General features: G+C 38.0%; 24 protein-coding genes. 1 reads left to right on the forward strand and 23 read right to left on the reverse strand.

Annotated elements, in window-relative coordinates; translation table 11 throughout:
* Window position 1: 1 nt before the first annotated feature.
* Genes bshA through N7Z68_RS00710 form a run of 4 tightly spaced genes read right to left on the reverse strand, consistent with a single transcriptional unit; the run spans window position 2 to window position 2,707 of the window.
* Window positions 2–1,129 (reverse strand): N-acetyl-alpha-D-glucosaminyl L-malate synthase BshA, encoded by a 1,128-nt coding sequence (gene bshA, locus N7Z68_RS00695; RefSeq protein WP_275116532.1) that lies wholly within the window; start codon window positions 1,127–1,129, stop codon window positions 2–4.
* 30 nt (window positions 1,130–1,159) lie between these two features.
* A complete protein-coding gene (locus N7Z68_RS00700; protein ID WP_275116533.1) occupies window positions 1,160–1,552 on the reverse strand; it encodes a methylglyoxal synthase in 393 nt (130 codons plus the stop codon).
* Between the two features lie 11 nt (window positions 1,553–1,563).
* Window positions 1,564–2,358: a 4-hydroxy-tetrahydrodipicolinate reductase gene (dapB, locus tag N7Z68_RS00705; protein ID WP_275116906.1), complete on the reverse strand. Its 795-nt coding sequence runs from the start codon at window positions 2,356–2,358 to the stop codon at window positions 1,564–1,566.
* A gap of 13 nt (window positions 2,359–2,371) precedes the next feature.
* Window positions 2,372–2,707, reverse strand: coding sequence for a nucleotide pyrophosphohydrolase (locus N7Z68_RS00710; RefSeq protein WP_275116534.1), 336 nt, complete (start codon window positions 2,705–2,707; stop codon window positions 2,372–2,374).
* 230 nt (window positions 2,708–2,937) lie between these two features.
* On the opposite strand from N7Z68_RS00710, the gene N7Z68_RS00715 reads away from it, so the two are divergent.
* Window positions 2,938–3,810, forward strand: a complete 873-nt coding sequence (locus N7Z68_RS00715) for a YitT family protein (protein ID WP_275116535.1) — start codon at window positions 2,938–2,940, stop codon at window positions 3,808–3,810.
* A gap of 79 nt (window positions 3,811–3,889) precedes the next feature.
* Here N7Z68_RS00715 and N7Z68_RS00720 read toward each other — a convergent pair whose 3' ends face one another.
* The 19 genes from N7Z68_RS00720 to trpE form a co-directional block, all read right to left on the reverse strand.
* The gene (locus tag N7Z68_RS00720; protein WP_275116536.1) at window positions 3,890–4,576 is read right to left on the reverse strand and encodes a zinc metallopeptidase; all 687 of its coding nucleotides are present in this window, start codon (window positions 4,574–4,576) and stop codon (window positions 3,890–3,892) included.
* 126 nt (window positions 4,577–4,702) lie between these two features.
* On the reverse strand, window positions 4,703–5,485 hold the full coding sequence (gene ypjB / locus N7Z68_RS00725; protein WP_275116537.1) for a sporulation protein YpjB: 783 nt from the start codon (window positions 5,483–5,485) through the stop codon (window positions 4,703–4,705).
* A 93-nt stretch (window positions 5,486–5,578) separates the two neighbouring features.
* On the reverse strand, window positions 5,579–6,142 hold the full coding sequence (gene lhaT / locus N7Z68_RS00730) for a lipoprotein heptaprenylglyceryl N-acetyltransferase LhaT (protein WP_275116907.1): 564 nt from the start codon (window positions 6,140–6,142) through the stop codon (window positions 5,579–5,581).
* A 131-nt stretch (window positions 6,143–6,273) separates the two neighbouring features.
* Window positions 6,274–7,050 carry a menaquinol-cytochrome c reductase cytochrome b/c subunit gene (locus tag N7Z68_RS00735; protein ID WP_275116538.1) on the reverse strand — a complete coding sequence of 259 codons (777 nt, stop codon included), beginning with the start codon at window positions 7,048–7,050 and terminating at the stop codon, window positions 6,274–6,276.
* 34 nt (window positions 7,051–7,084) lie between these two features.
* Window positions 7,085–7,756, reverse strand: coding sequence for a menaquinol-cytochrome c reductase cytochrome b subunit (gene qcrB, locus N7Z68_RS00740; RefSeq protein ID WP_075384751.1), 672 nt, complete (start codon window positions 7,754–7,756; stop codon window positions 7,085–7,087).
* Window positions 7,757–7,770: 14 nt separating this feature from the next.
* Complete coding sequence (locus N7Z68_RS00745; RefSeq protein WP_275116539.1) at window positions 7,771–8,274, reverse strand: QcrA and Rieske domain-containing protein; 504 nt, start codon at window positions 8,272–8,274, stop codon at window positions 7,771–7,773.
* A gap of 140 nt (window positions 8,275–8,414) precedes the next feature.
* Window positions 8,415–8,870 carry a YpiF family protein gene (locus N7Z68_RS00750; protein WP_275116540.1) on the reverse strand — a complete coding sequence of 152 codons (456 nt, stop codon included), beginning with the start codon at window positions 8,868–8,870 and terminating at the stop codon, window positions 8,415–8,417.
* A gap of 129 nt (window positions 8,871–8,999) precedes the next feature.
* Window positions 9,000–9,527 (reverse strand): ReoY family proteolytic degradation factor, encoded by a 528-nt coding sequence (locus N7Z68_RS00755; RefSeq protein WP_275116541.1) that lies wholly within the window; start codon window positions 9,525–9,527, stop codon window positions 9,000–9,002.
* Between the two features lie 143 nt (window positions 9,528–9,670).
* A complete protein-coding gene (locus tag N7Z68_RS00760; protein WP_275116542.1) occupies window positions 9,671–10,936 on the reverse strand; it encodes a tetratricopeptide repeat protein in 1,266 nt (421 codons plus the stop codon).
* A 113-nt stretch (window positions 10,937–11,049) separates the two neighbouring features.
* Complete coding sequence (locus N7Z68_RS00765; protein WP_275116543.1) at window positions 11,050–11,976, reverse strand: hypothetical protein; 927 nt, start codon at window positions 11,974–11,976, stop codon at window positions 11,050–11,052.
* A 530-nt stretch (window positions 11,977–12,506) separates the two neighbouring features.
* Complete coding sequence (gene aroA, locus N7Z68_RS00770) at window positions 12,507–13,787, reverse strand: 3-phosphoshikimate 1-carboxyvinyltransferase (RefSeq protein WP_275116544.1); 1,281 nt, start codon at window positions 13,785–13,787, stop codon at window positions 12,507–12,509.
* A gap of 5 nt (window positions 13,788–13,792) precedes the next feature.
* On the reverse strand, window positions 13,793–14,896 hold the full coding sequence (locus N7Z68_RS00775) for a prephenate dehydrogenase (RefSeq protein WP_275116545.1): 1,104 nt from the start codon (window positions 14,894–14,896) through the stop codon (window positions 13,793–13,795).
* Window positions 14,897–14,910: 14 nt separating this feature from the next.
* Complete coding sequence (hisC, locus tag N7Z68_RS00780) at window positions 14,911–16,017, reverse strand: histidinol-phosphate transaminase (protein ID WP_275116546.1); 1,107 nt, start codon at window positions 16,015–16,017, stop codon at window positions 14,911–14,913.
* A gap of 284 nt (window positions 16,018–16,301) precedes the next feature.
* Window positions 16,302–17,102 (reverse strand): tryptophan synthase subunit alpha, encoded by an 801-nt coding sequence (trpA, locus tag N7Z68_RS00785; RefSeq protein ID WP_373323092.1) that lies wholly within the window; start codon window positions 17,100–17,102, stop codon window positions 16,302–16,304.
* Complete coding sequence (gene trpB / locus N7Z68_RS00790; protein WP_275116548.1) at window positions 17,102–18,298, reverse strand: tryptophan synthase subunit beta; 1,197 nt, start codon at window positions 18,296–18,298, stop codon at window positions 17,102–17,104. Before trpB ends, trpA begins: the two co-directional genes overlap by 1 nt.
* Window positions 18,276–18,935, reverse strand: a complete 660-nt coding sequence (locus tag N7Z68_RS00795) for a phosphoribosylanthranilate isomerase (RefSeq protein WP_275116549.1) — start codon at window positions 18,933–18,935, stop codon at window positions 18,276–18,278. Before N7Z68_RS00795 ends, trpB begins: the two co-directional genes overlap by 23 nt.
* On the reverse strand, window positions 18,919–19,692 hold the full coding sequence (trpC, locus tag N7Z68_RS00800; protein ID WP_275116550.1) for an indole-3-glycerol phosphate synthase TrpC: 774 nt from the start codon (window positions 19,690–19,692) through the stop codon (window positions 18,919–18,921). The genes N7Z68_RS00795 and trpC overlap by 17 nt, the downstream gene beginning before the upstream one ends.
* Window positions 19,685–20,710, reverse strand: a complete 1,026-nt coding sequence (gene trpD, locus N7Z68_RS00805) for an anthranilate phosphoribosyltransferase (protein WP_275116551.1) — start codon at window positions 20,708–20,710, stop codon at window positions 19,685–19,687. Before trpD ends, trpC begins: the two co-directional genes overlap by 8 nt.
* Window positions 20,703–22,217 carry an anthranilate synthase component I gene (gene trpE, locus N7Z68_RS00810; RefSeq protein ID WP_275116552.1) on the reverse strand — a complete coding sequence of 505 codons (1,515 nt, stop codon included), beginning with the start codon at window positions 22,215–22,217 and terminating at the stop codon, window positions 20,703–20,705. The genes trpD and trpE overlap by 8 nt, the downstream gene beginning before the upstream one ends.
* Window positions 22,218–22,290 lie beyond the last annotated feature (73 nt).

The raw sequence follows: 22,290 nt of genomic DNA on the forward strand, positions 1-22,290 counted from the left end.
TTCACTTGTTGAGAGTTGAATGATAAATATACTCATATTGATCAACAATATCTTTTGAACTAAAATGGTCGATCACTCGCTTTTGTGCACTTTCGCTCATGTGTTTATGCAAATCTTCGTCTGTTAATAAACTAATAGCCTTATCACTTATCGTTGATATATCGCCGACCTCACATATGTATCCTGTTTTTCCGTCTTCAATCACTTCTGGAATTCCACCAATATTCGTTCCTATGACAGGAACTCCGCAAGCCATAGCTTCTAGCGCAACTAAACCGAAGCTTTCTTTTTCAGATAATAAGAGTAATAAATCAGAAATAGATAAAATCTCAGCAACATCTTTTTGACTACCTAAGAATAATACACGCTCCTCAATCCCTAACTGTTTGACAAGCTGACAAGCAACGGTTAACTCGGGGCCATCACCTATTAATAGCAACTTTGAAGAAAGATGTTCGTTGATTTTTGCAAAACTTAAAATAACATCCTTTACTCGTTTTACAGGACGAAAATTAGAAATATGAACAATAACCTTTTCATCCTCAGCAATGTGATATCGCCTTTTAAGGTCAGTATTGTCTCGATTATAATACACACGTTCATCTATAAAGTTGTAAATTGTGTTAATGTCTTTGTTTACGTCCAGCAGTTCCCGAGTTTGTCTTACAAGATCATTTGAGACTGCTGTTACAGTATCAGACTGTTCGATTCCAAATCTAATAATTTCACTTAAAGATGGATCATACCCTAAAACAGTTATATCCGTTCCATGCAATGTTGTCACAATCTTCAAATGGTCACCCACCATTTGTTTTGCTAAAAAAGCACATATTGCATGAGGAACGGCATAGTGCACATGAAGTATATCTAACTTTTGCCTTCTGGCAACCTCCGCAATTTTACTAGCTAGAGATAAGTCATATGGAGGATGTTTAAATACCGAGTATTGATTTACCTCTACTTCATGAAAGAAAATATTTGGATCAATTTTATCAAGACGAAAAGGAACACTAGAAGTAATGAAATGGACTTCATGCCCACGTTCTGCTAGTAGCTTTCCTAATTCCGTTGCAATAACTCCAGAACCTCCGACCGAAGGATAACAACTAATTCCAATCTTTAAACTCATAAGTCTCCTCACTTCTCTAGGCCTTCGGCGTTAATTTTTCTTTCTCCATTCCAGCTCTCCGCGTTCAATTCCTTTAATTAAAATTTCTGCTGTGGCCATATTGGTTGCTAACGGTATTGAGTGAACATCACAAAGTCTTAATAGAGCAGTTACATCAGGTTCATGCGGTTGTGCCGTTAATGGGTCTCTGAAGAAAATGATCAGATCCATTCGATTTTCAGCGATCAGTGCTCCGATCTGTTGATCGCCTCCATAAGGACCTGATAAAAATCGCGTAATTTTTAAAGAGGTTGCTTCCATTATACGTTGACCAGTTGTACCTGTAGAAAATAATTCATGGTCTATGAAGATGTTCTCATATGCAGTAACAAAATTGACCATATCTGATTTTTTTTGATCATGTGCTATAAATGCAATTCTCACTCTCATTTCCCCTATTCAATAATATTTTCCAAGCCATAAATTAACGTATCCATTTTCATAACGGTTTCCACCGATAACTGAATTCCAGGCATAAAGGATGTACGATTGATTGAATCGTGTCTTAAGGTTAATGTTTGACCTTGTCCTCCAAAGATGACTTCTTGATGGGCTACTAATCCCGGTAATCGAACACTATGTATATGCATCCCATCGATATTTGCACCACGAGCACCAGGTAATTCTTCTACTTCTTCTGGATGCCCTTGAACTTTTGAAACTCGCACCTCTTGAATAAGTTGTGCGGTTTTAATGGCTGTTCCTGATGGGGCATCTAGCTTTCGGTCGTGGTGTTTTTCAATTATTTCAACATCAGGTAAGTATTTAGCAGCAGCCTGTGCAAACTTCATCATAAGAATTGCACCGATTGCAAAATTTGGCGCAATAATAGCACCTAACTTTTTATCTTCGGCTATCTGTCTTAATTCATTTATATCTTGTTCAGTAAAGCCTGTCGTACCTACCACAGGTCGTACCCCATGATCAAAAGCAATTTCCATATGTTTACGTCCAAACTTTGGTGCTGTTAAATCTATGAGAACATGCGGCTCATGCTCAGCTAAACAAACGGATAGATCCTCATAAATAGGAACGTCTAGTGCTGGCTGTCCTTCAATATCTTTTAATAACTTCCCGTTATTTTTCGAATCAACTACTGCAGCAAGTTGGAAATGTTCAGTCGATGTCACCATTTTTACGGCTTCACTACCCATATTTCCTCTTGGTCCTGCAATGACAATCTTAATCATATTCTCTGCCATTTTATGACTCCTCCTCTATTTTGGTCCAACGATTGGCATCTCTTGTCTTAAACTTTTCCATAACAAGTTCTAATGCATCATCTAAATTAATATTTAACGAGTTGGCAAAACAAATAAGGACGAAAAAAAGATCGCCCATTTCTTGTTCCATCGAGCGCTCGTCTTCTGAATCTTTTTTCGGCTTTTCTCCGTAATGATGATTCACCTCACGTGCTAGTTCACCTAATTCTTCTGTCATTCGTGCCAGCATCGCTAACGGACTAAAATAACCTTCCTTGAATTGACTTATGTATGCATCTACTTCTCTTTGCATATCCTTCAAGCTTCGTTCTTCCATGCTCAACACCCCTTATGTTCATGTTAGCTAATTCAGGAGCATTTGACAAATATTTATCCAATAAAACATTTATTTCTCTAGATCGTGTGATTATTAATTGAAATAACTAACCATTTTAACCACTTAGCTACTTAGAATTTCATTACCAATTTGCCCAAAGAATGCATATCCAGTATAATATTCGTGCGACATCCATTTGTATCCGCAATAATTGAAAAAGGACGTAAAACATGACATATCGAATTAAATTTAAAAATGTATTTTTTATTCTTCTTGGCTCTGCCATTCTTTCTTTTGGACTTGTTTATTTTAATATGGAGAATAATTTAGCGGATGGTGGATTTACTGGAATTACACTGATCCTCTTCTTTATCTTCAATTTTGACCCTGCTATAACAAATCTACTATTAAACATACCATTATTTTTCGTTGGTTGGTATATTTTAGGAAGGCATACTTTTATCTACACGATTATCGGCACTTTAGGTGTCTCGCTCTTCTTATATATTTTTCAACGTTATCCTGTTATTTCTTTACCGCTTCATGATGACATGACACTTGCTGCTTTATTCGCAGGCGTATTTATCGGTGTAGGACTCGGAATTGTATTCCGTTACGGTGGAACAACTGGCGGGGTAGATATTATTGCAAAGTTAGGTTATAAGTACATCGGTTGGAGTATGGGAAAAACGATGTTTATCTTTGATGCAATGGTAATTGGCTCATCTTTACTTTATTTAAACTATCGGGAAGCCATGTATACGTTATTAGCTGTATTTATCGCTGCGAAAGTCATAGACTTTATCCAACAAGGGGCTTATTCTGCAAAAGCTTCGTTTATTATTTCAGATCGCGTACCTGAGATTGCAAGTGCCATCTTAAAAGAAATGGACCGTGGAGCTACTGTACTAAAAGGAAAAGGAAGTTTTACTGGATCTGATAAGGAAGTACTATACTGCGTAGTTGGGAGAAATGAACTTATTCGTTTAAAGGGCTTGGTTGAGAGAATTGATCCGCATGCTTTCGTTACTGTCAATGACGTTCAAGATGTAATTGGTGAAGGCTTTACACTAGATGAAAATAAGAAGCCCTTAGAGACGTAAGGATAATTAAATTATCCAAGAACCTAAAAACGACTAAAGGAATGCATTCCTTCAGTCGTTTTTTCTTTTATTATTTAAATTAATCGTCACTGTTCATTCCAATGTACATAAGTACAAAACGAACTAGTTCCATAACAGCAACTAATGCAGCCGCTACATATGTTAATGCTGCAGCGTCTAAAACTTTTCTTGTTTCACGCTCTTCGTCGTTACGGATAATTCCTGAAGACACCATTTGACCCATTGCTCGACTACTAGCATTAAACTCAACTGGTAACGTAACCACTTGGAACAGAACCGCAGCAGCCATGAAGATAATACCTAAAAGGACTAAACCTGACATTCCCATAAGGAACCCTGCAATTAAAATAATAAATGACGTATTAGAACCGAAGTTAGCGACAGGAACTAACGCATGGCGGAAGCGTAAAAATGCATACTCTTCAGCATCCTGCATTGCATGCCCGACTTCGTGGGCAGCTACTGCAGCACCTGCAACAGAATTCCCATAGTAGTTCTTTTCTGAAAGACGGACAGCCTTTGCACGCGGGTCATAATGGTCCGTTAATTCTCCTCGAATCGGCTCAACTGTAACATCATATAATCCGTTATCATCTAAGATCTTTCGAGCAACTTGCGCACCAGTCATACCCGATGTAGCCGCGACCTGAGAATATTTCTTATAGGCCGACTTTACTTTTCTTTGCGCCCAAATTGGAATGATCAAAATAATCGCAAAGTAAACTAAAAATGCTCCTAAACCCATTTGTAAACTCACCTCTCGATGTACACTTTTATAATTATTCTATTTTAAACATCAAAAAAAGTCAATTTAGATACTTGCTATTTTGTGGCGAGTTATTGACATTTCCACACTGTTAATGATGGTTTATTAATCCCGAACTTTTACACGTCTTTTTTCGGCACGGTATTTCTTCCAGCCTACATAGGATAAGGAAATAATGATCATTCCTCCAATAGTTAGCATAACCCAAACAAGCGATGGGTCTGCACTATCTTCTTTAACTTGCTCGTACAATTTTTGGAATTCTTTTTCCATCACAAACAATTGTTTTTGCATACTAGTGTCATGTATCATATCGTTCCCATAACGGTCGATAAATTGTACGAGTGACTCAATTTTTTGAACTTGTACACCTTCGACACTAACTAGTAATGCTGGCCGTATCATTTGGTATAGACGTAAAAATTCGTTTATTTTATGACGGAAAGCTTGAGGATCTTTTTGTTGCATGGTTCCTTTTAATTCATTAATCGACTTCATTACCGATTGTTCAGAGCTTAACCACAAAGGATGGTGAGGACTGGTCAAAGCATCAACGACGAGCCTAAATTCAGTAGCCAGCCTTACTCTTTCAACATGATTCATGGAGACTGCTGTAACTGACTCCATGGCTCGCTCATATGATTTTGTAATAATTTGGAGATCACTCATTGATAGAGAAGATTGCTTATGATCTAAAGATAAAAATTGCTTCGAAAAATAATCTAACAGTTGTTTTGCTTCGTCAAGCTTTTCCTGCTTTACTAATTGTAAGACTTTATCCGAAGTGTCATTTAGCTTCCCCCAATACTCCTTATCCTCAGCGGCGTTACTATATGTTGGCATGCTCAAGACTAAAATAGTAAGTAATATAAGTAAAAACGAGCGCATTTCGGTCCCTCCTTCATCTACTCTAATCTATGAAAGAATGGACAAGAGTAGACCATTTTCAGGACAAGTTTTTGCGCTTTTTCAGAGTTACATTTAAGGTCGAATAGAAAGCTTCAATCTATTTTCACGAACACCGTACCAATAAACTACAATTAGCGAAAAGATACTTAGCCAAAATGTAAAATAGCCAATGTGGTGAATGTAAGGTTGTAGGCTCCACGAAACATATGGGTGCATATTGTAAACGTAATCAATAATATCGTTATGTAATGTCCAAACAGCGACGAGCATTAAATGCCACACTTTGATGCGGTAGTATGGTAAGTATAAGACCGCTTGAATCGCCATTCCTAAATGAGATGCGATCAGCATATAATTTTGCCAGCCTAATTGAGAACCGGTAACTCCCGCGCCTATATTCATAGCCACAGCCCACAATCCATATTTAATTAATGTAACAGCCGCAAGCGCTTCAAGAAGCGGAACATTTCTACCTAAAATAAAAGCAATTAATACAAATAAAAAAAACAAGCTGGCTGTCGGGCTGTCAGGAACAAAAATTAAAAAGTGCGTTGGTGTAGCAGCCAGTTGGTCCTTATACCAGTAGTAGCCATAAATCGTACCAAAAAAGTTAATGATTAGTAACATATACAACATGAGCGGGTGCCTGAAAATCTTTAATACTGAAATCACATGAAACACACTCCTTGATATTCTTGCTTGAGAACCTGAAACTACTATTAAATGTGTAAAAAAAGCTGACTATATAGTCAGCTTTTCATTAAAAATTATTCGTCACCTTGACCGTCATTGGCGATAAACTGTGCAAGAATTTCAAGCTCTTCATCAGTACCGTCGAATAAGCCAGGAGGCATTGTTCCACGTCCGTTAATTACGATATCTTTAATTTCTTCAACAGTTAAGCCTGTTTCAACTAAAGCGTAACCAGCAGACCCACCTTCCATTTGGTTACCGTGACATCCGATACACGATTGTGAGGCATAAATTTCGTACCCTTGGGCTGTATCATCGATTTCGTGTTCAATGATTGCCCCTTGCTTAGCAGCTGCTTCCCAGTCATGTTGGTCAACAGACTCCCAAGTTAAGTAGATAGTAGCAATTACTGCTAAAAGCATTAAACCTGTTGCTACAGGACGCTTTGATGGTCTTCTTTCTTTTCCAGTATCTAACCATGGAGCTAAAAGTAATGCACCAAACGCTAAACCTGGAATAACGATCGCCCCGATAACTGTGTATACACCAGCAGCATATTCATACTTTAATAATTGATATAAGAATAAGAAATACCAGTCAGGAAGCGGAATATAACCTGCGTCCGTCGGATCAGCCATACGCTCTAATGGCGATGGATGAGCAACAGTTAAACATAAATAACCGATTAAAAATACCGCACCAACCATCCATTCCTTTAAAAGGAAGTTTGGCCAAAACGCTTCCGTTTTACCTGGATATTCAGAATAGTCTTTTGGAATGTTAGGTTTTCTGTGTTCTAAATCTTTAACACGAGAGTCACCAACAAACTTCATCCCTTTACCACGATGCATCGATTTCCCTCCTTTATAAATTGTCTTTTATTTTTTACAACGGTCCAGAAATACCTTGCTTACGAATCATGAAGAAGTGAGCTCCTAGTAAACCTAAAAGAGCACCCGGTAAGAAGAATACATGGATTGCAAAGAAACGAGTTAACGTCGCTGCCCCAATAATTTCTCCACCAGCAAGTAATGTTTTCGCAAATCCACCGATAATCGGTGTTGCTTCAGCGATCTGTAAACCTACTACAGTTGCAAAATACGCTTTCATATCCCAAGGTAAAAGATAACCTGTGAAACCAAGGCCTAACATTACGAAGAAAATAAGTACTCCGACTACCCAGTTTAACTCACGAGGTTTCTTATATGATCCTGTGAAAAATACACGTAACGTATGTAGGAACATCATTACGATAACTAAACTAGCTCCCCAGTGATGCATACCGCGAACGATAACACCAAAAGCTACTTCATTTTGTAAATATGCAACGGAATGATAAGCATTAATAATATCTGGTACATAGTACATCGTTAAGAACATACCAGATAGGATCTGGATGACTGTGACGAAGAATGTTAACCCACCAAAGCAATAAACAAATGCTGAAAAGTGATGGGCAGGGTTAACATGCTCAGGCACTTCATGATCCGCGATATCACGCCACATAGGAGTAATATCGAGACGCTCATCAACCCAGTCATAAATTTTCTGTAACATGAGCTACGCCCCTCCTATCCTCTTCGAATTGGTCTACCTAAGTAAATATATCCGTCTCTAACTTCTAATTCATATACATCAAGCGGTCGTGTTGGTGGTGTACCAGCAACGTTTGTACCGTCTAACTCAAAACGACCGAAGTGACATGGACAGAAGAATTGGTTTTCAAAGTCTGGATTTGTGTTCCAGTCTACTGTACAGCCTAAATGAGTACATACAGGAGATAATGCAATAATCTCATCACCTTGTCTAAACACCCAAGCCGCCCCAGTTACTTCTGAAGTATACCATGCATCGACCTGCTCAAATTGGAAGTTTTTACGGATTGGCTCTGAAGTAACTTCATCTACATGAAGGTTAATCGGAACCATATCGCTTTCAGCACCAACTTTTAAAGCTGGATCTAACGCAAAACGAGCCATAGGCATGATCATACCTGCAGCCATGAAACCGCCAACCCCTGTTAGCGTATACGTTAAAAATTGACGTCTTGATACTTTATGATCTTTCTCACTCACTCTATTTCCCCCCCTACGTTGTAAGTTAAGTCCAACCGGACATAATTTAACACATATAATACTAGGACATACTCATGATAGCTAACTACTCTTTCAATGTCAATCTTTTCAGAAGTCAAAATGCCACGGAAATTTCATAATTAACGATTTTGCCACTTGTTTGTCAAAAAGGGGATAAGTTGTTTAATTTGCCCCTCAATGACCTCGACCTTATGCTTTTGATCCATGTGTTCTAATGGAATAGAAGGAAGCCAAATAAGCGTTTCTGTCAAATCTTGTTTTGCCTGTTCCCACTCAAAATCTGAAGTGATATAAATGATATGTTTAATATCATTTTCTTTTAATTCTTTTTCCCAACTCTTAAGGCGCGCTGTCTTTTCAACATCGCTCTTCAAATATGTAAATGCTGGAAACTCAATCACTCTACCTTGGAATTGCCGTTCTAATTCACTAGAGATAATTGAAATAAATTCTCCCATCGCTACGTTGGACTTAATCTCCTTCTCCCAACTTACAGGAATTAAAGGAATTAATGCGGTATCGACATACTCTTTTGCCTGCAAATACGTATCCATTTCTTTGGCTAACCATTTCATGTCTACTCTCTCCTTATAGCAACTAAATTATTAACACTCTCTTATATTAACGAAAAATGCTCAAAAATAAAACAAGCTGACTTATTCGATGAGCTCTTTAGAGCACTCCGATAAATCAGCTTCTAAATATCATTTCTTCTTTTTTGTTAATTTATAAAATGTATCTTTATCTCTTTTGTCTAATGCTTCATCCACTTTTTTATACCATTGTTTCTCATTAAACGCAGCTAAAACTTTATCAAGAAAAATTTCAGCTATTATTGCATCAGCCGTTGCCATTTCATTTGCTGGTAAATACGGATTTTCTTCAAGGACAGCAACATAATGGGGATTTGTTTTAGCATTTGAGAAATTCAACTGAATATAAACATCTTCATCATTATTCAGACGAATGTCATGGAAGGCCTTTTCTGCATCCATCGTTACATGCTTTTGCTTATGGAAGCAAAACGGAACATGATCGACGTCAGTTGTAGAAATAATTAATGCTTTTGGACAATATTCAGCTCTTTCCACAAAATGAACTTTTTCCATTAAGTTTTCATCACTAATTAAGTAATTTAAAAGCCAAGCACACTCTCTTCGTTTCAACTGATACTCATTAAGAAACCAACGTAAAAACTCTTTTTTCTCATATACTGAAATAGTGCTGCTCATCCTGATTCCCTCCCCGAAAGGCTTATACCTTAGTTCACATTTAACACGACAACAGAAAGAATTTTATGTATATAATTATTCTCCAACTTATAATTCAAATCCTCTAATATGCACAAAATTATTGTTACATGATTATGAACAATTTATTGCATATCTTCTTCTAAGTAAATAATTAATTCTTTAACATTTAACCTAGTTTCATCTAAAGCAATGACCTGCTTAAATAAACGGAGACTTTCAATACGCTCTCCATTTTCCATTAAAAACTTTCCATACTCTTCTAGAAAATCAACATCATCTGCAAAATCTGCTTTAACCGCTTCAAAACATTCTTTTGCTTTATCAATGTCATCATTTTCATACCTTGCTACTGCCTCATACCAAGTTAAGACTGGATCTCCCTCGCCAATATCTTTCAAGTATTCGATTAAGTCAATCAAATCATCAAAACGATTTTCGTGCTTTAAGAAGGCTGCTAATGTACGTACAGCTTCAAAATGACTTGGATTAATTGCAATAACTTCTCGTAAATATTCTTCCCCTTTTTCACGATTTTTCATCTTAAAACTTAACTTTCCACCATGAACGTACAGTTCTTCGTTATATTGATCGACTGACAGCCCCTCATTAATAATTTTAATGGCTTCTTCAAGTCGGTGTAATGCTTCATAACACTTCGCTAAGTACGGATACACACTACTGAATTCCGGATCAAGTTCTTTTAAGGTATTGAATTGATCGATTGCAAGCTCGTATTGTTCAATTTGATATGCTGTATACCCATAATTAAATAGCGCATGGATGTCTAATTGTTGATCCAGACCCTCTTGATATAATTTTAAAGCCTCCTCATACTCTCCTGTACCACTATATGCTTCCGCTAAACGTAATGCGATATTTAACCCTTCCATTTCTACATTTGCGTAATAGGCCTTCTTTAAATGCGGGAGACTCTTTTGAAAATCACCTCTAGCTAAATAAAAATCCCCGAGACCAAAAGAAACGATCGGTTCATCTGGAGCTTTCTCAATGGCCTTTAGTAATTTTTGTTCAGCGACTTCATCTAGCCCTTGCATTTGATAAAGATCTGCCAATAATAGAAGTGATCTTAAATAAGCAGGATCATCTTCCTTAATCTCTAAGAGCATTTCAATTGCTTCATCCTCTTGGTCTTGATCAATTAATAACTCGGCAGAAAACGTATATAACTCGCCTTCATCCGGGTACAACATGAGTAAATCATCAACCAGTTTCTTTGCTTTATCAATATGGCCTAACGAATAATATGTCTCCGCTAACTCAAATTTTGTTTCATGATTAGTCGTATTCTCAAGTTCTTCAAGTTGTGCAAGTCCTTGGTCGACTTCACCATTCTCTATTTTATGTACTGCATCTACTATTTTTTGCATAACAGCCTCCTACGCGGTTCCTTTTTTTTTCATAAAAAACACCATCATAATTATATTATGATGGTAGCATGAATATTTGATTTTCACTATCTTTTCGCATTATAGACAACACCTCATAGATGTATAACATCCCTAAAAGCTTCGGTAATTGGTAAGAAATGCCTTGGAACAGCAATACGGACTTCTCTTCCGTACCCTGGCTTGTAATAAATGAGATCCCCAGCTTTAAGTACTTTTCCTCGTAGAACAACGACAGCAGGCTCATCTAGTGTAACGGAGTCTTCATCCATTCGTTCAGCTGCACCTCTCTGAAACATGATATAATCAACATCGCTTCCAACAATTAATTCACTTTTTTTTGGATATAGTCCAATTTTTTTGGAAAGAACCTTCGAGAAAGGCTCATGTTCACACGGAAACAACTGGTGGCTTGGAATTCGATGCAAATTTGAAATTACTTCCCACGTATCTGAGAGCTTTTCTTCTACTTTTCGCGTCAGTGGAGTTACAGTCCAGTTAGGGATAATCAAAAGTTGGTACGTTAGCATCGCTTCTTTAATGCGTTCCCAAGAAACCTTATAAAAATCTTCAATTGATGTAATATTAACGAGAATGATTGGGACTTTTTCATTCCTACATTTTCGAACGAGGGCAGGAGTCAATCCATCAATATTCGTTTGAATGCCAATTACATAATCAATCGGACTATTAATCAGTTGGTGACGTGCATACCTCAACTTCTTCTTTAGTTCATCAACTCCTTCTACAAATGGATACGTAACGATCGTTGTACACCCTTTTTCAATAAGTCGCTTAAACCTCATTTTATAAGCTTCTTTGTGCTTAAAATTAATTAAGTTGAAATCATTCATTATATGCCCAGCCGCTAAAGTAAATCCGCTCGTATTTATTCGTGTAAATTTAAGTTTGTCCATCTTATCGTTTACATAAGAAATAGAGTTGTTTTCGATACAGTAAGACTTCTTATTAAATTCACAACCTTCTTCCCTTTTCGCGTCTGCAAGAATGTATTTCATCATTATCCCACCTTTCTTCTATAGACAAGCTATGAAAAAGACGGCAAAAACATTCCCTATTTTATGGTTCTAAGTCTTTGTTTTGATAAATGGTTGCTAAGAATAATTTGTATCAAAATTAAATTACTTTATATTCATCTTTAGTCATTCTATTTTTTAGAAATTAATTACATATAATCAGATCACCTTCAACACACTTTTCATGTTAAAACCTAGTGTTCCTGAACAAAAAAAAAGACCCGTTCGAAAACGTAAACGCTTTCAAACAGGTTTAGCAAGATGCTAAAAAGTCTATTAGTATGGATAGGAGTGGAGAGAAACCATACGCTAATTTTTATTATATAGAAAATACTGACAATGTCAATATACTTTCAGAAAAATAAAAAAATATTTTTAAGTCTGTTATTCTCTCATTTTCCATCTATACATAGTAATGTCGAAACTTTACAGCAATGCAAAACAGAATAGACGAAAACCTGATTGATTTCCGTCTAACTGGTCTAATTTTAGGGAAGGGTATAGACTACTCTTCTTTATGTTAACTTCTTAATATGGTCAAAGAAATTAGGATATGAAACAGCAATAGCTTCACTATTCTCAACCGTAACGCTACCATTAGCAACACAGCCTGCTATTGCCATTGCCATCCCAATACGGTGGTCTCCATGACTATCGACTGTATTTCCTCTAAGCTGGACAGGACCATTTATGACCATTCCGTCATCTGTAGCTTCGATCTCAGCCCCTAGCTTCCTTAACTCACTTACTACCGTATCAATACGGTTCGTTTCTTTTACTTTTAGCTCTTCTGCATCACGGATTACTGTTTTTCCTTGTGCTTGTGAAGCTAGCACAGCGATTACAGGGATCTCATCGATTAATCGCGGAATAATATCACCGCCGATTTCAGTGCCTTTTAGATCCGATGTGGAAATAATGATATCTGCAACAGGTTCTCCATTTGATTCTCTTTCATTGATCAGTTCGAGTTTAGCACCCATTTGTTGAAGAACATCAATAATTCCTGTACGTGATGGATTAACTCCTACATTTTCTAGAACGATTTGACTATTAGGCACAATTGCACCTGCTACAAGGAAAAAGGCTGCCGAAGAAACATCTCCCGGCACTACAACATGCTGTGCTTTTAAGTCTTGTCCACCTTTAACAGATACAGTCAGACCATCTATTTCTACATCAACACCAAAAGCTCGTAACATCCGCTCCGTATGATCACGTGACAAATGAGGCTCAGTAACTGTCGTTACCCCTTCACTTTGTAAGCCGGCAAGTAATAGGGATGATTTCACTTGAGCACTAGCTACCTTAGAAATAAAATCAATGCCTTTCGTTTGACCGCCGCGAATCGATAAAGGTGTTAAATTACCGTTATTACGTCCATCAATCACTGCACCCATTTGACGTAAAGGGTCAGTTACCCGTGACATCGGCCGTTTGGCAATTGATGCATCACCAATAACAACAGTGTGAAATGGGCGTGTAGATAAGATGCCAAGCATTAAACGGGTTGTTGTCCCAGAATTTCCTACATCTAAGATTTCACTAGGCTCCGTTAACCCTTCCCATCCTTTACCTTCAACTTTCACTTTATCTCCTTGCGCCTCGATATGAATACCGAGTTTGCGAAAACAATCAATCGTACTTAAACAATCCTCACCAGGTAAAAATCCTTCAATCGTAGTTGTCCCCTCAGCGATCGCACCAAACATAACAGCACGATGAGAGATTGATTTATCTCCTGGTACTTTAATTGTTCCATTTAAGCCACCAGTGATTTGTTCCACTTTACTCATTTCTCTCACTCCATTAAATTAGTTTCATACATATGTGATCTTAAGCTCGTTTCTGCTTTTTCTCTATCTTCATTCGTACGGAAAGTTAATCTTAGAACTCCCATAATATCCTCGCGAGTCTCAATAATGCGGATATTTGTAATACTTATATTTTCCTTCGCTAAAATTCCTGTGATATCAGAAATAACCCCCGGGTGATCGGGAACGTCTACATATAAATCGTAGAACGCAGGAATAGCACCTTTTTTATGAATTGGGAGACCGTCACGGAATTTCTTTGCATGATCGAAATATTGGTGGATCTTATCATCTTCCTCTTGCTCAATAAGTACCCTTACATAGTTCATCTCTTCTTGCCATTTATCTAACAACTCAATTAAGCTCTCTTTATTATGAATGAGAATATCCCGCCACATCACAGGGCTACCAGAGGCAATTCGCGTGATATCACGAAACCCTCCTGCAGCTAATCTTGAAACGAGCGGATCTTTTTCTTCGATTTTAGCCACTTGATGGACAAGGCTGGCTGCAACAATATGAGGAAAATGACTAATAGCACCTGCTAATCGATCATGTTGTTCAGGTGACATCTCAATAAAACGCGCTCTCGTTCCCTTTAACCAATTTTGTAATTGAATGACTTTGTTCATATTTTGTTGACCCACTGGCGTTAATATATAAAAGGCATTCTCAAATAAATGTGCCCTTGCCGCCTCGACACCGCTTTTATGAGAGCCCGCCATTGGATGACCCCCTATAAAAGTTACGTCTCTTTCCTTAAGACAAGTTGCACTTTGAAATATTCGTTGTTTGGTACTGCCGACATCCGTAATAATTGCACCTTGCTTTAATTCATAATTAGAAATATCTTCGAGTAACTGTTCCGTTTTAGTAACGGGTGTGGCTAATACGATTAGATCTGCATTTTTTACCCCAGCTCGAATTGAATCAGCAGCGTCATCAATAACTTTTAGAGACAAGCCCATTTTTACTTGTTGTTCGTTAATGTCGTAGCCAACAATATGGACATCGTGCTCTCTCTTAATAGCTAATGCAATTGAGCCTCCAATTAAACCTAGACCGATAACAAATACTTTGCGTTTCTCCACATTAAAATCTCCTTCTAGCCTACAGAGTTCACTTTTCTTTCTTCAAGCCAAGCTGAAAGCTCTTGAATAATTCCTGCGTTTTCTTCTTGACTTCCTACTGTAATTCGTGCGCATGTTGGGAAACCGAGTGCATTTCCAGATCGAATAATGTAACCCTTTTTCAAGAGAAAATCAAAAATTTCATCACCTTGAATACCAAAGTCAATTAAAAGAAAATTCGTTTGCGTTGGATAATATTTTAAGTTGTATTTCTTACAAAACTTTACGTATTGTTCGATTCCTTCAACATTTTTCTCATAACACTCTTTAATAAATTGTTGATCGTCTAAAGCAGCAATCGCAGCAGCATGTGCAAAAGTTGTCGTGTTAAACGGCGGTCTGACTGGCTCTACTAGTGAAATAATCTCACTGTTAGCAATACCGTATCCAATTCGCAACGCTGCCATTCCATATGCTTTTGAGAACGTGCGTAAGATAATTAAATTATTATATTGTTCAAGTAAAGGAACCGTTTGTGGGAAATCAGAAGCCGTTACATATTCAAAATAGGCTTCGTCAGATACGACGAGCACATCGTTTGGAACTTTGGCTAAAAATGATTTAAATGCTTCTTCGTTTACATATGTACCTGATGGATTATTCGGATTACATACCCATACAATTCTCGTCTTTTCATCAATCGCTTCAAGCATTGCATCTAAATCATGAACGCCGTCTTTTGAAGGTACTTCTCGAACTTCGGCTCCCTCAATTACAGCATTTAACTTATATTGTGAAAATGTAGGATCTGCAGTAACTGTATTTGTATCAGGGGTTAAAAATGTTCGACAAAGTAACTGTATGACTTCATCCGATCCATTTCCAAACACTAGTTGATTTGGATTGACATTGACAAACTGCGCTACTTTATTCCGTAATTCTGCTGCATAACCGTCTGGGTAAACAGCAGTTTGATTCGCCAGTTGTGAAATCGCCTCAGCGACTTTCTTCGAAGCTCCAAACGGATTTTCATTGGAAGCGAGCTTTATAACTTTCTCTAATCTTAATTCACGTTTAACTTCCTCAATTGGTTTTCCAGGTTTATAGGCTGGCAGCCCGATGACTTGTGGTTTTGCTTTCATCGTAAGCACCTCTTTCTATGTATTCATTAATAATGTTTGATATCAGTAAGAAAAACTTACCCCTTAGCTTTTCTTATACTAACCATCCGTAAAAGATAGTATAAAAAAAGTTCGAGGCCGACCCTGACATGCAGACACCCCCCATTTCTATATTCATTGCTACTCCTAATGTGCAATGAAAAAGCATACAGCGGTGTCTGACACTTCGCTTTCGAGTCAGCCTCTATTCAAAAACCGATCAAAAAGTCTTTAATGGTTTACAGTGAGAAATCTATAATACTATGTTACGATGAAATCAGCGAAAGGACAAACCTTTTTATATGAAAAAGTCCATCTTTTCTTAATTTTTCATCTTCAAGAAGCTCCTTTACCTTCTCAACCTCGCGAATAATCGCACTTCCAACAATTACACCATCACAATGGGACTGTAACTGCTGTACCTGCTCATTGTTGGAAATTCCAAAACCAACGACAACTGGCACTTTACTATATGAGCGGACGTCTTCTAAAAATTCATAAACTTTAGGATGAAACTCGTTTCGAACTCCTGTCACCCCTAATGAGGACACACAATAGATAAATCCTTTTGCTGATTTTGCTATTTTTTCAATTCTTTGTTTTGATGTCGGCGCAACAAGTGAAATAAACTGCAGTTCGTTTTCTTCGCATAACTGAGCGAGTTCTTCACTTTCTTCAAACGGAATATCTGGAACAAGCAGTCCATCCACCCCACACTCTTTTGCTTTATTCATAAATTCCCGTTCTCCAAATTGAAGAACTGGGTTATAATACGTAAACACTATTACAGGAATTCCTAGTCCTCTTTCGCGCATAATGGGAACGAGCTCTAATGCTCTCTTAAGTGACATTTTATGTGCTAATGCTCGTTTCGCTGCTCGTTGAATAACTGGCCCGTCGGCAAGTGGATCTGAATACGGGATACCTAGTTCAAGCCCATGCGCTCCAGATTCTTGTAACGTTAATGCTAACTCAATGGTTGCCTCTGGGGTTGGGTCACCCGCCATAATAAATGGGATAAACAGCGGTTGATCCTGAGATTTAACGTATTGTTGAAATCGCTGCATCATCCTTTTTCACCTCGCTCTGATTTCATTAACGTATGAACATCCTTATCGCCTCGACCTGATAAACATACGAGGATTATATCATCACTCGTTAATTGTTTTGCTCGCTCAAATGCTTTTGCTAATGCATGTGCACTTTCAATGGCTGGAATAATCCCTTCAGTTACCGATAGTTTTTTTAATGCATCAAGTGCTTCGCTGTCCGTTACCGCTTCATATGACACTCTCTCAATACTTGCTAAGTACGCATGTTCAGGCCCTACCCCTGGATAATCTAAGCCAGCAGAAATGGAATACGGCTCAATAATTTGTCCATTTTCATCCTGAAGTAAATACGTGAGCGAGCCGTGAATTACACCTTTCGTTCCTTTTGTGATGGTTGCAGCATGTTGATTGGTTGCTACTCCTTTACCCGCCGCTTCAACTCCAACTAATTTCACGTCATCGTTTAGGAATGGATAAAACATTCCAATTGCATTGCTTCCCCCGCCTACACAAGCAACAATTTCATCTGGCAAACGCCCTTCTACTTCTAGCATCTGCTTTTTAGCTTCATCTCCTATAATTCTTTGAAACTCACGTACCATTTTAGGATACGGGTGTGGACCTACTACTGATCCTATTAAATAAAATGTGTCTTCAGCGTTTCCAACCCAATAACGGATGGCTTCGTTTGTTGCATCTTTTAAGGTTCTGCTACCAGACGTAGCCGGAATGACCTCCGCTCCTAAAAGCTCCATTCTGAAAACATTCAGCTTCTGTCGTTCGATATCTTCTTCTCCCATAAACACTTTACATTCTAAACCAAAGCGCGCTGCAATGGTGGCAGTCGCAACCCCGTGTTGACCTGCTCCTGTTTCAGCAACGATTTTCTTTTTTCCCATTCGTTTAGCAAGAAGTGCTTGCCCCATCGCATTATTTAATTTATGGGCACCTGTATGAAGCAAGTCTTCACGCTTTAAATAAATCTTAGCGCCACCTAATTCTTTAGAAATATTTTCGGCATAAGTTAAAGGAGTCTCTCGTCCTGCATACTCTTGTAAATGATGGTGATATTCTTCAAAAAAAGCAGAGTCTTGAAGCGCTTCTTCAAGTGCCTTCTCTAAATCTTCAATCGCATTCATTAACGTTTCAGGTACAAACTTGCCGCCAAACGGTCCGAATCTGCCTCGTTTATCTGGATAATTGGTTATCATGATTAGTAATCCTTTCTTCGATCTGTTTGATCAATGTTTTATCTTTTATTCCGTCTTTTTCGATTCCACTAGAAATATCAATTCCATCAGGTTGATAGGTTAATAATTCACCCACATTACTAGGATTGATACCACCCGCTATAAAAACGGGTCTCTGCAAAGTTTTACCTTGCTCAATATAATTCGGTATATGTCCCCAGTCAAAGGTAATACCTGTTCCACCCCATTGACCTTTGACTTTACTATCAATAATAAACGCATCAACATAAGTAGCGAAGGCTTTCATGTCTTGCCATGCTTTTTCTTGATGGTGAATGACCTTCCAGATTGTTTTTTTCACGCGCTGCTTGATTTCTTGAACAAGTTCTGGTGTTTCATTCCCGTGACATTGAATAATATCAACGTGCACTTTGGACACGACCTCTTCAATTTCTGAGATAGTTGCATTCACGAATAACGCTACGATTTGTTTTGTGTGATTCGCCGGAGCACTTCTAAACCAGTTGTTCACATCATCCGCTGTGACCTTTCGTTTACTCTCAGCAAAAACGAAACCGATATATTCAGCCCGAGAGTTTATAACGTTATTAACATCTTGTAATGAGTGATTGCCACAATATTTAAGCTTCGTTTGCAACTGTTTCTCCCCCAAATAATGTTTGAATTCCTTCTGCAGGAGTATTCGCTCTCATTAACGATTCTCCGACTAAAATTCCGTTTGCTCCTGCTCTATATACACGATCAACGTCAGCATGAGTATGAATTCCACTTTCACTAATAAATAAACTGTTTTTTGGAATTAGGGAACTTAGTCTCTCGGTTTGCTCTAATGACGTTTCAAACGTTTTTAAATTGCGATTATTAACACCGATAATTTCTGGAGTAAACACGGATAAAACTTCTTCTAACTCTTCTTTTGAGTGTACTTCGACTAAACACTCAAGACCTTTTTCGTACGCAATTGTATATAATTCTTGTAACTTCTCTACTTCGAAAATACCAGCAATCAAAAGGATCGCGTCGGCACCAATCCGCACACTTTCCTCAATTTGAAGTGGACTAATAATAAAGTCTTTACGTAAAATTGGCAGATTTACTTCTTCTTTAATCGCCGTTAAATAACTACGATGCCCTTGAAAGTAAGTGCGGTCCGTTAAGACTGAAATAGCATCAGCACCACTCTCATCATATGCTTTGCCAATTTCCACAGGGTGGAAATTTTCTTTAATCACTCCTTTTGAAGGAGATGCTTTTTTCACTTCCGCAATTAAACCCACTTTACGATTCGGATGAGAAAGGTGCTGAAAAAGAGATTTGCGTTCAACTGATATGCCTGGCGGTAAGACTAATTGATCTAGTTCTTCCATCTTTGTTTCGATAATTTTTTTAAGCATCGATTCTCTCCACCTTTTTCGCTTGTAAATTAGTAAATTGATTATAAACCGTTCCATTCATTATTGCTTTTTGCGCTTCTCGAACACCATCTTTAATAGACGGTACTTTTCCAGCTATATATAAACCTGCTCCAGCATTATAGGCAACAATGTTCCTGGCAGCTTCATTCTTACCATTCTGGAACACATTTAAGATCATGTTTGCACTTTCGAGAGGTGTCTTAACTTGAATATCACTTAACGGTCCTCGTGGCAAGGAAACTTCCTCTGGTGTTAGAATATACTTGGTAATTTCACCATGCTTCAATTCCGTTACAAAGGTATTCGTACCGATTGAAATTTCATCTAAGCCTTCTGCGCCTGTTACGAGCATTGCCCTTTTAACTCCTAACTCTCTAAGTGTTTGTGCCATCAATTCACCGTACTTTTCATCAAACACTCCAATTAATTGAGCTTCTGCATTAGCTGGATTCGTTAATGGTCCTAATAAGTTAAAGATCGACCTGAACCCTAATTCCTTTCTAGGCGTTGCAACATTTTTCATTGCGACATGGTATAGAGGAGCAAATAAGAAACTCATTTTCTTTTCTTCTAGTACAAGAGCCGCTTCTTCAGGTGTTGTTTGAATTTCTATATTTAAATGTTCTAAAACATCTGCACTGCCACTATTTGAAGAAACGGATCGATTACCATGCTTTGCAACTGTCACACCGAGCGAAGACAAAACAATAGCAGCTGCTGTTGAGATATTAAATGTCTTCGCATGGTCCCCGCCAGTTCCACATGTGTCAATTACACCCTTTTCATTATGAGGAATTGAGATAGCATGCTCTTTCATTGACTTTGCAAAACCGACCATTTCCCCCAGTGTCTCACCGCGAAATCTTAATAATGTCAGCAAGCTAGCAATTTGACTATGAGTGGCTGTACCTGTCATAATTTCATCCATTACTGATTTTGCTTCTGTTTCTGACAAGTGTTCCCCACGAATACATTTTTGCAATATGTCTTTAAACATTGCCAATCGCCTCCTCCGCATTTCTCTTAACCATGGCCTCTGCTAATTGAACAGCATGTAAAAGCGCCTTTGCTTTATTTCGTGTTTCCTCATATTCATTTTCTGGAATTGAATCGGCTACGATTCCTGCACCAGCTTGAACATAAGCCTTTTTGTTCTTTATCACTAATGTGCGAATGGCGATACATGAGTCAATATTGCCATCAAAACCAAAGTACCCAATCGCCCCAGCGTAAATCCCTCGTTCTGTTGGCTCGATTTCTTTTAAGATTTCCATCGCTCTAATTTTCGGTGCCCCCGAAACCGTTCCAGCAGGAAATGAAGAAGAGAAAGCTTGGAGTGGATGAATGCCTTCTTGCAATCTCCCAGTCACCTTTGAGATGATGTGCATGACATGTGAGAAATTCCCGACATCTAATAAAACCGGCGTCTCAACAGAACCATATTCAGCTACTCGGCCGATATCATTTCGAGCAAGATCAACGAGCATATAGTGCTCAGCACGTTCTTTTTCATCCGATAATAAATCTTGAGCTAACGCTTCATCTTCCTCTACGGACTTTCCGCGCGGCCTCGTTCCAGCAATCGGATGAATTTCCATATGTCCATCTTGGATTTGGACGAGTCGTTCAGGTGAGCTACCAATAATTTCGTTACCCCCAATTTTTATATAGAACAAGTAAGGGGAAGGGTTTACCATACTTAACACTCGGTAGATATCTAGACCACTAACGTTAATATCAACTTCAAATCGTTGGGATAGCACCGCTTGAAATACATCTCCAGCGCGAATATATTCTTTAATTTTTTCTACATCTGCTAGGAATTTTTCTTTTTTATAGTTCGAACGAACCTGCTCAAACGATACATCGACTTTGTACGTCGGTGGTGGTAATGCTCGCTTGTCTTTGGAACCCTCCATCATTTGTGCAACAACGTTTTTCATCATTTGAACTGTATGGTTATAAATCTTTTTGTTTTCTTCATCACTATGACCCGAACTAGGAAGAGAAATTAAATACATTTCTTTTTTGTGGTGATCGTAGGCAATAACGAGTTCACAGAATACAAAGTGAACCGTTTCCTTGTTTGTATCCTGCTGAGCCAGAACACGTTCAAATTGCTCTACCGCATCATACGATACATATCCAACCATACCGCTATGGAAGGGGATTGGAAGTTTAATTGGTTTCACATCCACATATTCTGTTGCATAGTCAAATGCTGATTGAAAAGAAGAAGTAGTATGAATGGTCTCGTTTTTTTCTTTTATATAATACTCATTGCCTGTATTACTCAAAAACAACTTTGGATAAAGACCAATAAATGAAAATCTAGACCACGGCGAGTGCTCATCCTTACTTTCGAGTAAGTAAACCGCATCTTGCTCTAACTGACGAAAGATTTGAATGGGTGTTAACGTATCAGCAAATAAATGACTTATAACGGGAACTGTTTTGAATTGATTGGCATCTTCTAAGTAGGAAGATAATGAGGTATTTAACATGATTTTCACTCCTTCATATAAGTGAGTGAAAATGAACGTGAGAAATATGGCGGAGAAAACAGAGGCTAGATCA

The organism is Alkalihalobacterium chitinilyticum, from assembly GCF_029028005.1.
Taxonomy (GTDB): Bacteria; Bacillota; Bacilli; order Bacillales; family Bacillaceae_F; genus Alkalihalobacterium; species Alkalihalobacterium chitinilyticum.

Excerpts from the sequence above, each read along its gene's own strand:
- N7Z68_RS00750 (WP_275116540.1), bottom strand. The coding sequence starts at position 8,870 with ATGAAATGGTTAGCCAAAGAAATGGATACGTATTTGCAGGCAAAAGAG.
- N7Z68_RS00755 (WP_275116541.1), bottom strand. The coding sequence starts at position 9,527 with ATGAGCAGCACTATTTCAGTATATGAGAAAAAAGAGTTTTTACGTTGG.
- N7Z68_RS00760 (WP_275116542.1), bottom strand. The coding sequence starts at position 10,936 with ATGCAAAAAATAGTAGATGCAGTACATAAAATAGAGAATGGTGAAGTC.
- trpC (WP_275116550.1), bottom strand. The coding sequence starts at position 19,692 with ATGCTTAAAAAAATTATCGAAACAAAGATGGAAGAACTAGATCAATTA.
- N7Z68_RS00735 (WP_275116538.1), bottom strand. The coding sequence starts at position 7,050 with ATGCATCGTGGTAAAGGGATGAAGTTTGTTGGTGACTCTCGTGTTAAA.
- ypjB (WP_275116537.1), bottom strand. The coding sequence starts at position 5,485 with ATGCGCTCGTTTTTACTTATATTACTTACTATTTTAGTCTTGAGCATG.
- bshA (WP_275116532.1), bottom strand. The coding sequence starts at position 1,129 with ATGAGTTTAAAGATTGGAATTAGTTGTTATCCTTCGGTCGGAGGTTCT.
- lhaT (WP_275116907.1), bottom strand. The coding sequence starts at position 6,142 with ATGTTGTATATGTTACTAATCATTAACTTTTTTGGTACGATTTATGGC.
- trpA (WP_373323092.1), bottom strand. The coding sequence starts at position 17,102 with ATGCAGCGATTTCAACAATACGTTAAATCTCAGGATCAACCGCTGTTT.
- qcrB (WP_075384751.1), bottom strand. The coding sequence starts at position 7,756 with ATGTTACAGAAAATTTATGACTGGGTTGATGAGCGTCTCGATATTACT.
- N7Z68_RS00720 (WP_275116536.1), bottom strand. The coding sequence starts at position 4,576 with ATGGGTTTAGGAGCATTTTTAGTTTACTTTGCGATTATTTTGATCATT.
- dapB (WP_275116906.1), bottom strand. The coding sequence starts at position 2,358 with ATGATTAAGATTGTCATTGCAGGACCAAGAGGAAATATGGGTAGTGAA.
- aroA (WP_275116544.1), bottom strand. The coding sequence starts at position 13,787 with ATGAGTAAAGTGGAACAAATCACTGGTGGCTTAAATGGAACAATTAAA.
- hisC (WP_275116546.1), bottom strand. The coding sequence starts at position 16,017 with ATGAAAGCAAAACCACAAGTCATCGGGCTGCCAGCCTATAAACCTGGA.
- N7Z68_RS00710 (WP_275116534.1), bottom strand. The coding sequence starts at position 2,707 with ATGGAAGAACGAAGCTTGAAGGATATGCAAAGAGAAGTAGATGCATAC.
- trpE (WP_275116552.1), bottom strand. The coding sequence starts at position 22,217 with ATGTTAAATACCTCATTATCTTCCTACTTAGAAGATGCCAATCAATTC.
- N7Z68_RS00765 (WP_275116543.1), bottom strand. The coding sequence starts at position 11,976 with ATGATGAAATACATTCTTGCAGACGCGAAAAGGGAAGAAGGTTGTGAA.
- N7Z68_RS00715 (WP_275116535.1), top strand. The coding sequence starts at position 2,938 with ATGACATATCGAATTAAATTTAAAAATGTATTTTTTATTCTTCTTGGC.
- trpB (WP_275116548.1), bottom strand. The coding sequence starts at position 18,298 with ATGATAACCAATTATCCAGATAAACGAGGCAGATTCGGACCGTTTGGC.
- trpD (WP_275116551.1), bottom strand. The coding sequence starts at position 20,710 with ATGTTTAAAGACATATTGCAAAAATGTATTCGTGGGGAACACTTGTCA.